Origin of the sequence: Fuchsiella alkaliacetigena, from assembly GCF_023227765.1 — a bacterium.
In the GTDB taxonomy this organism is placed as follows: domain Bacteria; phylum Bacillota; class Halanaerobiia; order Halobacteroidales; family Acetohalobiaceae; genus Fuchsiella; species Fuchsiella alkaliacetigena.
The window spans coordinates 1-13,762 of record NZ_JALKBZ010000059.1 but is presented as its reverse complement, the minus strand read 5'-3'; the positions used below and the strand labels follow the sequence as shown (position 1 = coordinate 13,762).

At 37.2% G+C, this 13,762-nt stretch carries 22 protein-coding genes; 21 read left to right on the top strand and 1 reads right to left on the bottom strand.

Annotated elements, in window-relative coordinates; all coding sequences use genetic code 11:
• Window positions 1-158: 158 nt before the first annotated feature.
• The 21 genes from MWH30_RS12150 to MWH30_RS12050 all read left to right on the top strand — a co-directional run bounded on the left by MWH30_RS12150 (window position 159) and on the right by MWH30_RS12050 (window position 13,104).
• A complete protein-coding gene (locus MWH30_RS12150) occupies window positions 159-542 on the top strand; it encodes an ArsR/SmtB family transcription factor (RefSeq protein ID WP_248664360.1) in 384 nt (127 codons plus the stop codon).
• A gap of 67 nt (window positions 543-609) precedes the next feature.
• Entirely contained in the window at window positions 610-1,056 is a 447-nt protein-coding gene (locus MWH30_RS12145; protein WP_248664359.1) for a DMT family transporter, read from the top strand.
• A gap of 87 nt (window positions 1,057-1,143) precedes the next feature.
• Window positions 1,144-1,326, top strand: a complete 183-nt coding sequence (locus MWH30_RS12140; protein ID WP_248664358.1) for a 4Fe-4S binding protein — start codon at window positions 1,144-1,146, stop codon at window positions 1,324-1,326.
• Between the two features lie 84 nt (window positions 1,327-1,410).
• The gene (gene trxA, locus MWH30_RS12135) at window positions 1,411-1,734 is read left to right on the top strand and encodes a thioredoxin (RefSeq protein ID WP_248664357.1); all 324 of its coding nucleotides are present in this window, start codon (window positions 1,411-1,413) and stop codon (window positions 1,732-1,734) included.
• A gap of 53 nt (window positions 1,735-1,787) precedes the next feature.
• Complete coding sequence (locus tag MWH30_RS12130) at window positions 1,788-2,180, top strand: rhodanese-like domain-containing protein (protein WP_248664356.1); 393 nt, start codon at window positions 1,788-1,790, stop codon at window positions 2,178-2,180.
• 174 nt (window positions 2,181-2,354) lie between these two features.
• A complete protein-coding gene (locus MWH30_RS12125; protein ID WP_248664355.1) occupies window positions 2,355-2,807 on the top strand; it encodes a DUF1653 domain-containing protein in 453 nt (150 codons plus the stop codon).
• A gap of 28 nt (window positions 2,808-2,835) precedes the next feature.
• Window positions 2,836-3,438 carry a hypothetical protein gene (locus tag MWH30_RS12120; RefSeq protein WP_248664354.1) on the top strand — a complete coding sequence of 201 codons (603 nt, stop codon included), beginning with the start codon at window positions 2,836-2,838 and terminating at the stop codon, window positions 3,436-3,438.
• A 43-nt stretch (window positions 3,439-3,481) separates the two neighbouring features.
• Window positions 3,482-4,213, top strand: coding sequence for a hypothetical protein (locus MWH30_RS12115; RefSeq protein WP_248664353.1), 732 nt, complete (start codon window positions 3,482-3,484; stop codon window positions 4,211-4,213).
• A 161-nt stretch (window positions 4,214-4,374) separates the two neighbouring features.
• Complete coding sequence (locus MWH30_RS12110) at window positions 4,375-4,914, top strand: hydrolase (RefSeq protein ID WP_248664352.1); 540 nt, start codon at window positions 4,375-4,377, stop codon at window positions 4,912-4,914.
• A 27-nt stretch (window positions 4,915-4,941) separates the two neighbouring features.
• The gene (gene thiL / locus MWH30_RS12105) at window positions 4,942-5,958 is read left to right on the top strand and encodes a thiamine-phosphate kinase (RefSeq protein ID WP_248664351.1); all 1,017 of its coding nucleotides are present in this window, start codon (window positions 4,942-4,944) and stop codon (window positions 5,956-5,958) included.
• A gap of 62 nt (window positions 5,959-6,020) precedes the next feature.
• A complete protein-coding gene (locus MWH30_RS12100; RefSeq protein ID WP_248664350.1) occupies window positions 6,021-6,218 on the top strand; it encodes a DUF6485 family protein in 198 nt (65 codons plus the stop codon).
• Window positions 6,219-6,285: 67 nt separating this feature from the next.
• Complete coding sequence (locus MWH30_RS12095) at window positions 6,286-7,179, top strand: MBL fold metallo-hydrolase (RefSeq protein ID WP_248664349.1); 894 nt, start codon at window positions 6,286-6,288, stop codon at window positions 7,177-7,179.
• 126 nt (window positions 7,180-7,305) lie between these two features.
• Window positions 7,306-7,467 carry a rubredoxin gene (rd, locus tag MWH30_RS12090; RefSeq protein WP_248664348.1) on the top strand — a complete coding sequence of 54 codons (162 nt, stop codon included), beginning with the start codon at window positions 7,306-7,308 and terminating at the stop codon, window positions 7,465-7,467.
• Window position 7,468: 1 nt separating this feature from the next.
• On the top strand, window positions 7,469-8,629 hold the full coding sequence (locus MWH30_RS12085; RefSeq protein WP_248664347.1) for an FprA family A-type flavoprotein: 1,161 nt from the start codon (window positions 7,469-7,471) through the stop codon (window positions 8,627-8,629).
• Window positions 8,629-9,009: a desulfoferrodoxin gene (locus MWH30_RS12080; RefSeq protein WP_248664346.1), complete on the top strand. Its 381-nt coding sequence runs from the start codon at window positions 8,629-8,631 to the stop codon at window positions 9,007-9,009. Before MWH30_RS12085 ends, MWH30_RS12080 begins: the two co-directional genes overlap by 1 nt.
• A 28-nt stretch (window positions 9,010-9,037) precedes the next feature.
• Window positions 9,038-9,574 carry a rubrerythrin gene (rbr, locus tag MWH30_RS12075; RefSeq protein ID WP_248664345.1) on the top strand — a complete coding sequence of 179 codons (537 nt, stop codon included), beginning with the start codon at window positions 9,038-9,040 and terminating at the stop codon, window positions 9,572-9,574.
• 141 nt (window positions 9,575-9,715) lie between these two features.
• Window positions 9,716-9,997, top strand: a complete 282-nt coding sequence (locus MWH30_RS12070) for an acylphosphatase (protein WP_248664344.1) — start codon at window positions 9,716-9,718, stop codon at window positions 9,995-9,997.
• 45 nt (window positions 9,998-10,042) lie between these two features.
• Window positions 10,043-10,654 carry a bifunctional nicotinamidase/pyrazinamidase gene (pncA, locus tag MWH30_RS12065; RefSeq protein ID WP_248664343.1) on the top strand — a complete coding sequence of 204 codons (612 nt, stop codon included), beginning with the start codon at window positions 10,043-10,045 and terminating at the stop codon, window positions 10,652-10,654.
• A gap of 6 nt (window positions 10,655-10,660) precedes the next feature.
• Window positions 10,661-11,800, top strand: a complete 1,140-nt coding sequence (locus tag MWH30_RS12060) for a THUMP domain-containing class I SAM-dependent RNA methyltransferase (RefSeq protein WP_248664342.1) — start codon at window positions 10,661-10,663, stop codon at window positions 11,798-11,800.
• 17 nt (window positions 11,801-11,817) lie between these two features.
• A complete protein-coding gene (locus MWH30_RS12055; RefSeq protein ID WP_248664341.1) occupies window positions 11,818-12,852 on the top strand; it encodes a DNA methyltransferase in 1,035 nt (344 codons plus the stop codon).
• 30 nt (window positions 12,853-12,882) lie between these two features.
• On the top strand, window positions 12,883-13,104 hold the full coding sequence (locus MWH30_RS12050; protein ID WP_248664340.1) for a DUF3006 domain-containing protein: 222 nt from the start codon (window positions 12,883-12,885) through the stop codon (window positions 13,102-13,104).
• Window positions 13,105-13,109: 5 nt separating this feature from the next.
• Here the strand turns inward: MWH30_RS12050 and MWH30_RS12045 are convergent, their stop codons facing one another.
• A complete protein-coding gene (locus MWH30_RS12045) occupies window positions 13,110-13,658 on the bottom strand; it encodes a cyclodeaminase/cyclohydrolase family protein (protein WP_248664339.1) in 549 nt (182 codons plus the stop codon).
• Window positions 13,659-13,762: the final 104 nt, after the last annotated feature.

The following is a 13,762-nucleotide window of genomic DNA, read 5'->3' as shown; positions in this document are numbered from 1 at the left end:
TTTTGCTTTTAATTATAGCATCTTAAAGGGAAGAAATTAAATCTATTTTAGAGTTCTTTCTTGCGATTGCCCTGAAACTGTAGTTTAGATAATTGACATCTAAATCAGTGCTGTTATATAATGAAAATCAAGGTATTATAAAGGAGTTGATTAATTACATGCCTGAAAAGGAGAAGTGTTTAAGCTGTGAAGTTCATGAACTTCACAAAGAAAATATTGAGTTGATCAAGGATAGAGAACTATCCGAAGAAATAATACTCAAGTTAGCTGAAACCTTTAAAGTCTTAGGCGATCCTACTCGAATTAAGATTATTCATGCTCTAAGTAATGTTGAACTCTGTGTCTGTGATATATCAGAGCTTTTGGAAGTCAGTTCTTCGGCAGTTTCTCATCAGCTAAGGCTTTTAAGAAACTTAAACTTAGTTAAATATCGCAAAGAGGGTAGGTCGGTTTACTATTCATTAATTGATGATCATATTTTAAAACTATTTAGTCAGGGTTTAGAGCATGTACTTGCAGAAGATAAAGATGTATATAAATAGATTTAAAAGAGATAATAATGGTGATAGTTGAAAAAGCAATAAACTTATCAAAGGAGATATACAAATAATGCCTGAAATATTATTTTTATTAGTAGCTTTAGTTGCTGGGATAACTATGGCCATTCAAGGTTCTTTGAACTCTGTTTTAGGAGAGATAACCGGCTTATGGGAAGCCAATTTTGTAGTTCATGTTATTGGTACTAGCTTAATAGCAGTTATTATCTTTTTATTGAATTTAAATAAAGGAGACTTCGGCAATTTAACTGAGGCTCCTTGGTATGTCTATGTCGGAGGTATCCTAAATGTAATTATTATCTATACGGTGGTGGTCACTATTCCTAAGTTAGGAGTAGCTAATGCTACGGCTAGTATTATTGTAGGGCAGGTAACTACGGCTGCTATTATAGATCACTTTGGGTTTTGGGGTTTAGATACTGTTCCTTTTCACTGGACTAAATTAGCAGGAGTAATTTTGTTGGCTGCGGGAGCAAAGTTAGTATTAAATACAGGTTAAAATCGAGTATTAAGTTTACTTGACAGAAGCTGAAATACTATATATAATTACAGTAAACACCCCGTTGTAGGGGAGGGGGATCACTGAATGATAAAGCGAGCTTATATTGACTTAGAGGCATGTAATCAGTCTGAAGACTGTAGTGCTAGGCAGCACTGTAGCAAAGAGGCTATCAAGTTTGAAGATGGAAAGATATATGTTAATCAACTTTGTACTGGCTGTGGGAAATGTAAGAGACATTGTGATAATAAGGCTATCAGATTGATTTAATTAATATAGAAAAAGGGAAAACTTTGCTTTTGTAGAATAACTTACTTAATACTATTATAAGGTTGAATAAGGAGGAATTGAATTATGGCTGAAGAAAATGTAATTGAACTACAAGAGAGTAACTTTGCAGCTGAAGTTTTGGAAAGTGAAAAAAAGGTTTTAGTGGATTTTTGGGCTCCTTGGTGCGGGCCGTGTAAGCAGTTAGCTCCAATTTTAGAAGAGTTAGCTGAAGAGTGTGCTGAGCAAGTTAAGATAACTAAAGTAAATGTAGATGATAATCAAAACTTGGCTTCTGAATATGGAGTAATGAGTATCCCTACTTTAATTTTATTTGCTGAGGGCGAAGTTGTAGATAAACAGGTAGGATTGGCTAGTAAGGAGCAGTTAAAAGAATTAATATCAGATTAGCATAGAGCAGAGGTAGGAAACTATCTCTGCTCTTAGTTTAAGGAGAGTGAAAAATGCTAAAGAAGCTAGGAAAAATAGGACTGCTTTTGATAGTTGCTTGTTCTATATTTGCTTTATTTATTTTAGTTAGCAATAATGATTATCGAGATATAGATGTATTTAAGGCTCAAGAGATGATAGTTGAGGAGGAAGTACTGATTATCGATGTTAGAGAAGCTTATGAGTTCGAGTCAGGACATATTTCGGGAGCAGAGTTGATGCCTTTAGCTGAATTGAAGAAGGACTACCAACAGTTAGATTCAGAGCAAAAGATTCTTCTGGTTTGTAGGAGTGGTAATCGTAGTGGACAGGCCGGTAATTTTTTAGCAAAACGTGGATTTAGTAAAGTTTATAATTTATCTGGAGGTATGATTGCTTGGGAAAGGGTAAAAAGTCCAAGTTTTTAAAAATAGATCAATGAATTGAAAGGTCTATCCAATTGGGTAGACCTTTGATTATATTTACTGGATTAATAGTAATAATATTGAGATAAGGTCTTTTAAAGCTTAAGCTTTTGTGGTAAAATATTGGTGTAGTACTAACATATATTATTAGCTAAATTTTCTCTAAGGAGGATTTTGATGGATGAACTAATTAATATTTTAAGCGAGAGAATAGAAGAGCGACCAGTAGTTAGACATTGCGAGGGGAAAAAGTATAGAGTGTTGTGTATAGCTAAGTATGCAGAAAGCTTAAGGGAGTTAGTAATCTATCAGCCAGCAAGTGAAGAGCTAATCCCCCTTCATTTTGATACCGATACTCAATGTCTTAATTTAGTATGTGTTGCTGAGCATGCTGAAACTGGGGAGGCAATATTAGTTTTTAAGGAAATGGAGTTACGAAAGTGTTTTTTAAATGATTATCTAGCTAAGAATTCAAAAGGGGAATTAATTGTTAAAAACTCTGGCTGGGAAGTAAGGGAAATGCTTAGCTCGTTAAAAAGAGACTTTCCGATATATGCTAGGCCATTAGAGACTTTTTTTACAGAGGTTAATCATAAAGAGCAACAGTATAGATTTGAATTTGTTGATTAAATAAGCTATGGAGGAGGAATTTGATATAATGGAAAACTTTATTGTTGGCAAGTTTAAACCTAATTCACTGAGCGGACTTAAATCGATTTTTTGGGATAATTATGGTATTAACTTAATGTATGATGAAGGGGCTAATGAATATGCAAAGCAAAAAAAGTTAATTAGCAAAAATAATATTGATTATCTTTTAGGTTGGTCTACTGGTTCAGCTTTTCCGTTGTTATATGTATATAGAGTTGAGTTTAAGTTTGATAAACAAAGGCAGATAGAAAAACCAATTTATGTAGAATTAAAGACTTTTAGCCAGCAAGAAAAGGCTATTAAGTGGTTGCAGTTTAAAGATAGAGTAATTAAAAGCCACTCCGATTGTAAAGATTTTTTAAAGGAAGTACAAAGACGATATACTGGAGGTCATTCTTCAGTTGCCGAAAAAGAAAAAGGCTTTAAATTTGCTGATTCTAAGCTATCTAAAACAGGATATACTACTTTAATTCCAAAAACAGATGGTAAATTTCTGCGTTATTCTGTAAGTCAAGGTGAGCAAGAAAAGGAATTAGTTAATGAACCAATAGGCTTTGTTTGGAAGCGGCGTAAGGATATCAACAATGAGCTGCGAGAACAACCAAAATAAATCTAAGAGTAAAAAGGGCTTTATTTTTTAAAGGAGTGGTAGAATGTTGATCTTATTAACAATAGTAAATTTATTAGCAACTTTAATTCTGTTTTTTTATATACTTAAAATTGAGGAGAAGATTTCTATAAAAGATGAAAAGCTGGAAGAGATCCTTGCTTTTATGAAGAAATTTAGCAATGATGATGATCAGTCTCAGGAACAAGAAAAGACGGAGGATGAGTATATTGAACAGTTGAAAAATTCTAAACTGGGAGATAATAATATATTAACTAAGCTGGTCTTAAAGGATAAATTTGATAATCAGCCAGCAGATCCGCAGACTTTCGAAAGATATGTTACTCATCTATTTGAGGAAGTAGCTGCAACAGAGGATGTACAAAAAAAGAAAAGTTATTTAGAAGAGGCTGATCAGGTTTTGAGTACCTTTTCTGGACAAGCTAATCCTGCTGATTTGGAATTAGCGGTAAAGTATGAAGATAAATTGGCTGAAGTAAGGGAAGAGTTACCTGAAAGCGAGGGAGCAGATACTGAATCTTCAAATCAAGAAACTCTTAATCAATTAAAAGCATTAGTTGAAAAGTTGAGGGATGCAGCTACTCAGGAAGATGCTGAAAGGATTTTGGAAAAGGCTACTAAATTAGAAGAGGAATTGGATTTAGAATCATTTACTGAAGAAGATGAAGAGCTTTATAAAGAGTTGCAGTCTTCTGTTAAACGGCTTACTACGACTGAAGTTTTGGGGGCAACCCCTTCCTTGTCGCTTAAAGAATAGATTAATATAATCAGAATAATGTTATAATCACCTGAAAAGGTGGTTTTTTATTTTTTGAACTTGTGTTTTAACTGGAGAAATATGTTTTAAGTTAACGCCTATGAATTAAGTATTTGCAAAAGATAGGAGAAGGGTTTAAAATAAGAGGTAGAGGTGATTTTATGTTTAAGATAGAGGAGACGGCTTTGGTAGTGGTTGATGTTCAGGGGAAACTAGCTAGGTCAATGTATGAACAGGACTTATTATTTGAGAATTTGGAGAAAGTGATTAAGGGAGCTCAGATTTTAGATCTACCTATTATTTGGCTAGAACAGTATCCGCAAGGATTAGGAGAAACTATATCTGAAGTGGCAGAGCTGTTTGAGGATAGTCAGCCTATAGCTAAAACTAGCTTTAGTGCCTGTGGTAATCAGGAGTTTAAACAGCGTTTGGAGTCTTTAGGCTCTCAGAATCTTTTAGTAGTAGGAATTGAGACTCATATCTGTGTTTATCAGACTGTTAGGGATTTACTGGACTTAGATTATGGAGTGCAGGTGCTTAGTGATGCTGTCTCTTCTAGAAAGCTTAGTGATAAGAAAGTTGGCTTAGCTAGAATGGGGGATTTAGGAGCTGAGTTAAGCAGTACGGAGATGGCTTTATTTGAGTTATTGGAGGTAGGTGTTGGTGAGCAGTTTAAGCAGATTTTAGAGTTGGTAAAATAGTCTTGAATAGAGGAGAGCGGGTAGTCTATGAAAATAGCAGATTTAGGTGAGTTTGCACTAATAGATAAAATTAAAGAGAACTCTATTTATAGTCCCAAACGAGTAGTACAAGGAATTGGCGATGATGCTGCTGTAGAGAAGCTAGAGGGAGAAAAGTATTTGCTTTCGGCGGTGGATACTATGGTGGAAGGGGTTCACTTTTTACGAAGAAAAATTACTCCTTGGCAGTTAGGTTATAAAGCTGTAGCAATTAATTTTAGTGACTTAGCAGCAATGGGAGGAGTGCCAACTGGGATTTTAGTTTCTTTAGCTGTACCTGGAAGTACTGAAGTGGAGTATGTTGAAGAGATATATCGTGGTATTAAGTTTCTTTGTAAGGAGTATCAGGCTAATCTTTTAGGCGGGGATACTGTTTCAGTGAAAGAAGGGTTAGTCATTAGTGTAACTGTTTTAGGTCAGGTAGCTCCGGCAGAGCTTACTCTTCGCTCAGGAGCTGAGGTAGGTGATTTGGTATTAGTGACTGGTAGTTTAGGAGCTTCAAAGGCTGGCTTAGAGTTGATTAAGCGAGGTTATTCTAAAAATGAGAAATATTCTGCTCTACTTAGCCAGCATTTAGAGCCTGCTCCGCGGCTTAAAGAAGGTCGCTTTTTGGCTAAAACTGGCCGAATAACTTCTATGAATGATATTAGCGATGGGTTAGTTAGTGAGGTTCAGGAAATAGCTGAGGCTAGTCAAGTAGGAGTTGAACTTTGGGCGGAGCAAATTCCAGTTTTGGATTCGGTTAAGTCTTTAGCGGAGCAGATGGAAGAAAGCTTTTTGGATTGGGCCCTATTTGGCGGCGAGGATTTTCAACTTGTATTCACCTGTTCTAAATCAGCAGTTAAGGAGCTTAAACAAGCATTTAAAGAAAAGTTCCAGCACCCTCTTTATACTATCGGACGGGCAACTTCTCAGTCAGCAGGCTTAGTCCTTCAGAGAGGAGATACTAAGGAGCAGCTTGTGGCAGGCGGTTATGATCATTTTAACTCTCCAGCGGATAAATAAAGGATTTTCTGTTTCGATAAAGAAACTATAATTTTAAGTATATCTTAAAGGAGGGACTTAAGATGTCTGAATGTGACAATGCTCAAGAAAACTTAGAAAGTTGTGCTTGTACTTATGATGATTGTCCTAGACAAGGGAACTGCTGCGCTTGTGTTAGACATCATCGCCAGAACGATGAACTTCCTGCTTGCTTTTTTCCTCCGGAAGTAGAAAAAAGCTATGATCGGTCTAGAGAGCGCTTTATTAAAGCTTTTTCTTAATTAAAAAACGCCTGTTTAAGGCGTTTTTCGCTTTGTTTAATTTAATGAGAAAGTGAGGAAGTGAAGAATGGAGTTAGAGCAGTTAACAGAACAGGTATATATTTTGGGGAATAAGGTTAATATAGGAGTGATTGTGGATGTAGATGGAGTGATTTTGATAGATAGTGGTTTGGATGGGGCTACAGCTAAGCAGGCTTTGCAGTTGTTGCGGGCCCGAAGCTTAGAACCTAAGGCCTTAATCAATACTCACTCCCATGCTGATCACTACGGAGGTACTGCTTATTTACAAACAGAGACTGAACTGGAGGTTTATGCTCCGGCTTTGGAGTCAGCAGTTATAGAGTATCCTCAACTGGAGCCACTTTATCTTTTTTCGGGAGCAGCTCCTATTAGCGAGTTGGAGAATAAGTTTTTATTGGGAGCGCCGGCCCAGGTAGATCGGATTATTGAAGAGGACAAGTTGAGTTTTACAGAAGTGGAACTGCAAATAATCGAACTACCGGGCCATTCTTTTAATCAATTAGGAGTGGTGTTTGACAATATTATCTTCTGTGCTGACTCCTTTTTTAGCAAGGCAGTTTTAGCTAAGCATAAGATTCCTTTTCACGTAAATATAACTCAGGCTAAAGAGACTTTGCAGTTTCTTTTGGCTAGTGAGTATAGCTACTATGTATCTGGTCACGGTAAAGTGAGAGAGAATCCTCAAGACTTAATAGCTGAGAATCTAGCTTTAATTAATCAGATTGAGGAGCAAATCTTGACTATGCTTGAGGTAGCTAAAAGTACTGAGGAAGTATTAAAGGAGTTAACTAGTAGTTATGGAATTGAGATCGAAACTGCTCAGCAGTACTATTTACTTAAGACTGGAGTTACAGCCTTTCTCAGTCATTTAAAAAAAGACGGCGCTTTGAGCTTGGAGCTAAAAGATAATTGTCTTTACTGGCTTACTAGCTGCTTATAAAAAAATTAACTTTTTAAGTATATTCTAGCAGGAGTTTTAACTTTTATATAGTAATAATTATATAGTAAGTGTTAATTGATATTAATATTAATAAGAGTGAGTATGGATTATAAGGAGGTGAATGGAATGGCAAAGTATCGTTGTACTGTATGTGGTTATGTTTATGATCCTGAGGAAGGTGATCCAGCTGCTGATATAGAGCCAGGTACTTCTTTTGATAATTTACCTGAAGACTGGGTATGTCCACTTTGTGGAGTAGGCAAAGAAGATTTTGAGGAGGACGAGTAATTTGGAAGCAGTAAAATTAACCGAAGATGTTTATTGGGTAGGTGCTATTGATTGGAATGTTAGAAATTTTCACGGTTATTTAACTCAGCGTGGTTCTACTTATAATGCTTATTTGATTGTGGATGAGAAAATTACCTTAATCGATACTGTTAAAGAGAACCATACTGAGGAGATGCTGCAACGGATTGCTAAAGTCATCGATCCAGCTAAGATAGATTATATTATCTCTAACCACGTAGAAATGGATCATTCCGGCGGCTTACCTGCTCTTAAAGAGGTGGCTACTGAAGCACAGATTGTTACTTCTGCTAAAGGAAAAGCAGGACTGGAGATGCATTATCAGCAGGACTGGGACTACCAAATAGTAGACAATGGGGATAGCTTGGACTTAGGTCAAAGGAGCCTTAGCTTTGCTTTGACGCCGATGGTTCATTGGCCGGATAACATGGTTAGTTATTTGCCATCAGAGAAGATACTCTTTGGCAATGATGCCTTTGGACAGCATTTTGCTGATTGGCATAGGTTTGATGATCAGCTTCCCTATGAAATTTTAATTGAAGAGGCTAAAAAGTACTTTGCTAATATAGTTCTTCCTTACGGTAGACAGGTAATGAAGGCTCTAGAGGCTTTATCGGGACTGGAAATTGAGATGATAGCTCCTTCGCATGGGGTTATCTGGCGTACTTATATTCAGGAAATTATTGAAGAGTATCAAAAGTGGGCTAGTAATGAAACCGAGGAGAAGGCAGTTATTGTTTACGACTCTATGTGGGGCTCTACTGAAAAACTGGCTCAGGCGGTCTATTCTGCCTTTGATGCTCAGGGGATTAAAGCGACTGTGATGAGTTTAAACGATAACCATATTTCCGATATTATGACCGAGGTTATCGAGGCGGAGTATATTTGTGTAGGCTCCCCTACCTTAAATAACGGTCTATTCCCTACGGTGGCTTCCTTTTTAACCTATCTAAAGGGTTTAGCTCCGCAAGATAGAGTTGGCTTAGCCTTTGGTTCCTATGGTTGGGGCGGTCAAAGTGTTAAGCAGGTAGAAAAAGTATTTACTGAGTGTGGTTTTGAGCTTTTAGATAGTGTTAAGGCTCAGTATATACCGACTGCTGATGATTTAGAGAGTATAACTAATAAGCTAAAAGGAGAGTTATAATGACTCAATTGAGGGAAGTATATAAATGTGAGATCTGTGGAAATGTAATTGAAATCCTTCATGCTGGAGCCCCGGCTTTGGTCTGCTGTAAGCAGCCGATGGATAAGCTGGAGCTGAAGGTGGAAGAAGAAGGGCAGGAAAAACATCTACCGGTAGTGGAAGAAACAGACGAAGGTCTGTTAATTAAAGTAGGCAGTGTAGCTCATCCGATGGAGGAGAAGCACTATATCCAGTTTATTGAGGTCTTAACTTCGGAGCAGGTATTGAGAGCAGAGTTAGAGACTGCGGGCCCGGCTGAAGCCGAGTTTAAGCTTGATACTGATCTTGATTATGAGGTTAGAGCTTACTGTAACTTACATGGACTTTGGAAGACTGTTTAAAGACTAATACTTAGGGAGTGATCTATTGATGAGCGATTTAAAAGGAACTAAGACTGAAAAGAATCTTTGGGAAGCCTTTGCTGGAGAGTCTCAAGCTAGAAACAAGTATACTTTCTTTGCAGCGGTAGCTAAGAAAGAAGGCTATAATCAGATTGCTGACTTTTTCTTAAAGACTGCTGAAAATGAGCGGGCCCACGCTAAGATGCACTTAAAGGCCTTAGGTAAAATCGGCGATACTGCTGAAAACTTAAAGGCTGCTGCTGAGGGAGAAAATGAAGAGTGGACTGATATGTACCCTCGCATGGCCGAAGAAGCTAAGGAAGAGGGCTTTAAAAAGTGTGCTCGTATGTTTGAAATGCTAGCTGATATTGAAAAGGCTCACGAGGAACGCTATAAGGAGCTACTTAAAAACCTAGAAGAAGGAAAGGTATTTGAAAAGGATGAAGAAGTAACTTGGGAGTGTAGAAACTGCGGTTACCTGATTGAGAATAAAAAGGCGCCGGAAAAATGTCCTGCTTGTGCTCATCCTAAGTCCTTCTTTGAAGTTGAAGCTGAAAATTACTAATTTAGTTATTTTAAAGCTCTATTCTCTTGAAAATATCTTCAAGGGAGTAGAGCTTTTTACTTTATTATTCACATTTATTGCAGGGAAAAATTCTTTGAAGGAGAAATTATAAAAAAAGCAATTAATGGAGGAGTGATAAAGATGGCCGAAAAGATACGCAAACGTATTTTTCTAAGTGGGAGAGTACAAGGAGTTGGTTTTCGAGCTTATTTGCGACGTAAAGCTAGGATGCTTAACTTATCCGGTTGGGCAAAGAATCTAATCGACGGTAGAGTAGAGGCTGTCTTTGTAGGAGCAGAAGATAGAGTACGGGAGATGCTTGAGTTAGCTAAAAAAGGGCCCCGGATGGGTAAAGTAGAGGAGATGGAAGTTATAGATGAGGAGCATCAAGACGAGTTCAGTGATTTCAGTATCAGGTATTGATTTTTAATTTATAGGCCTCAATATACCTGCAAAGGAGGAGAGAGAATGAATAAAGCTTTGTTAGTAATAGATGTACAAAATGATTTTTATAGTCAAGGCTCTTTGCCAGTTCCTGATGCTGAGGAAATCAATGTAGTGATTAATAAGCTTTTAGCTAGTGAAGACTATAAATTAGTAGTTGCTTCGCAGGACTGGCATCCCCAGGAGCACCTTAGCTTTGCTGTTAATTTAGATCGAGAGCCTTTTGCACGTTACAGCAATGAACAGGGAATAGGGCCTTTATTATGGCCGGTTCATTGCCGTCAAGGTAGTCAGGGAGCTGAATTTCACCCTGAGATTAATAGTGAAAACTTCGATTATATAATTCGCAAAGGTACTGATCTAGAAGTGGATAGTTATTCTGCTTTTCGAGAAAATAATGGTAAGGACTTAGGATTAGCTGCTTTATTAAAGGGACTAGGAATTGAAGAAATCGATGTTTGTGGTTTGGCTCTGGATTTTTGTGTTAAATTTACAGCTTTGGACGGAATAGAGGCCGGATTTAAGGTTAATTTATTAGAGAAAGCTACTAAGGGTGTAGGGGCTAATCCCGGTGATATATACCAAGCACTGGAGGAACTTGAAGAAGCAGGAGTCAATATTAAGGAAGGAGTTTAAGTGAATATGGAAAAGGTTGAACTAATAGCTACTACTACCTTTGGTTTGGAGGGGGTAGTTAAAGAAGAAGTTAAGGAACTAGGTTTTGAAGATATTGAAGTAGAAGATGGTAAAGTGAGCTTCACTGGTGATTTGAGTGCTATCTGTGAGGCTAATCTGTGGTTGAGATCAGCTGAGAGGGTGCGCTTAAAACTAGGAGAGTTTGAAGCTACTGATTTTGATGAATTATATGAAAAGACTAAGGCTTTACCTTGGGCTGAGTGGCTACCTAAAGAGGCAGAGTTTCCGGTGCAAGGTAAGTCTATCAGCTCAGAGCTGCATAGTGTTCCTACCTGTCAGTCTATAGTAAAAAAAGCTATAGTCGATAATATGCAAGAAAAGTATAATATTGAGTGGTTTAATGAAGAGGGCCCGCTTTATCCTATAGAAGTAGCCTTAAAGAAGGATATAGCTACTTTGACTATTGATACTAGCGGCAGTGGGCTGCATAAGCGAGGTTATCGAGAGCTTTCCACTCCTGCTCCTTTGCAGGAGACTATAGCTGCCGGAATGATCTATTTAAGTCTATGGGAGCCCGATAGAGTCTTAATCGATCCTTTTTGCGGTTCAGGAACTATTCCTATCGAAGCAGCTATGCTGGGTAAAAATATAGCTCCGGGTTTGCAGCGTAGCTTTGCAGCTGAAAAGTGGGTTAATATTTCGGATTCTTTATGGAAAGAGGCTCGCCAAAAGGCTCAAGCAGCGATTAAAGATGAGTTAGAGCCTCGTTTAATTATGGGTACTGATATCGATAGCGAGATGTTTAGTATAGCTCGTCATCACGCTAGGAAAGCAGGGGTGGAAGGTTGGATTCATTTTCAGACTAAGCCTTTTGCCCAGTTTTCAACTAATAGAGAGTATGGATATATTATTACTAATCCGCCTTATGGAGAACGGTTGACTCCTCAAGCAGAGGTAGAGGAGTTGTATAGACTGATGGGAGATAAATTTAGGCCCCTTGATACCTGGTCTATCTATGTTTTAACTTCTCATCAAAATTTCGAAAAGCTATATGGTAAAAAGGCTAGCAAAAGGAGAAAGTTATATAATGGGGGAATTGAGTGCCAGTACTATCAGTATTACGGGCCTTGGCCTTCTAAATCTTAATTAGCGGAGCGATCGTTATGGTAAAGGGTAATGAATTAGTAAATAGATTAAAAGGACTACTTACAATAACTGATAAACAGCAGTTAGATAATCAAATTAAGGACTTAAAGGAGCAAATTAATAATACGGAACTGCAAAAATTGGATCTAGAAATGGAAGAAAGATACTTTGTTAACGAATTAGAACAGATCCTAGCTGCTAAAAGTATAAAAAGGATGAAGTACTATCTAGAACGTTTAATTAAAGCTTTAACTGAAGTTAGAACTAACAGTATTAATGATATAAATCTTAATCGTTGGAAAGAATATAAAGATATTCTTACTGATAGTTTGTGGTTGTTAGAGAAAAGGGATAGTTCTGGTAAGCATCAAGGCTGGTATCACGGAAACTTTATTCCTCAAATTCCAAATCAACTTTTACGAAGATATACTAAGCAAGGGGAGTGGGTTTTAGATACATTTTTAGGTAGTGGTACTACTTTAATAGAGTCACAGCGCTTAGGTAGAAATGGGATTGGCGTTGAACTACAGAGTGAAGTAGCTGCTAAAGCTAAAGAGTTAATTGCTCAGGAAAGTAACAGTCAGGAAGTGCAGAGTGAGGTTTGGGTGGGGGATAGTACTGAATTGGATTTTGAGCAGCGACTAACTGAATTGGGGATAGATGCTGTACAGCTACTGATTATGCATCCGCCTTACTGGGACATTATTAGTTTTAGTGAACGAAAAGAGGATTTATCTAATGCTCAAAACCAAAAAGACTTTTTAACTAAATTAGGAGAGGTAGTAGATAATACTTATGATATTTTAGAGTCAGGCCGTTATTTAGTTTTGATAATTGGAGACAAGTATGCCGGAAGTGAGTGGATTCCTTTAGGTTTTTATTCTATGCAGGAGGTAATGAAAAGAGGCTATATCTTAAAGTCTATTGTGGTTAAGAATTTTGAAGATACTCAGGCTAAACGACAGCGTAAGAATTTATGGCGTTATCGAGCCTTAGTGGGAGGCTTTTATATCTTCAAGCACGAGTATATCTTTATTTTTCAAAAGGAGTAAATTTTTCTATTAGCTGAGGAGGGAATAAAGATGGAATTGGAGTTAGTGGTAGATCGGATTGAAGGAGACTGGGCCGTACTTTTAATACAGCCCGAGGAGAACTTGAGTTTAGACTGGCCCTTAGCTTACTTACCGCCTGAAGTAAGGGAAGGGGATCTGCTTTCTGTTAATATTACTAAAGATGAGTTAGCAAGAAAAAAGAGAGAAGAGAGAGTGGGAGATTTAATAGATAGATTAACTGAGGATGATTAGTAAAATTAAAGCTGTTGAAGTTTTTCTTTTAATTCAGCTATTTCACTTTTTAGTTGTTTGAGATAGGAGTCTGTAGGGGGGAGTAGTTGGGAGTTAGCTTTGATAATACTTAAAGCTCCTTTGAGGCTTGCTTTTAGGTTTAAAATAGCTATTTTTAGATCAGCTTCAACTTTTTTATGAAATTCTTCTTTTAATTGAGCAGTTATTTGCAGAAGTTCAGTGGAAATTTTAGCTATAGCTAAGGGGATAGCAATGATTGACTTAAGCTGTTGAGAATTATTGCCTTGATTATCGAGATTTTTTTGATAAGCTGTTAAGTCTGCTTCCATTTTTACGAATAACTCTTTTTCCAGTTCATTTAATTTTTCTTGGTATTGCTGTAGTCTTTCTTTTTTATTTGGACTCCATTCATTTTGACTAATATTATAGGATAACTTTAGCAGAGAAACTCCTAATAGAGCAGTGGAGGCAATAATGGGGCCTCCGGCAGGGACATTTCTAGTTGGATCTCCGATTAATTGTGTTATGTTTTTAATTGATTCTTTGATTAGCATTTGAATTCTCCTTTAAATATTAATATATTTTGGATCTCTGACTAATGTTGTGAAGAAAAATATGTAAATTTCAAAAATAAAAATGCATTTGACCAGGCTTTCTC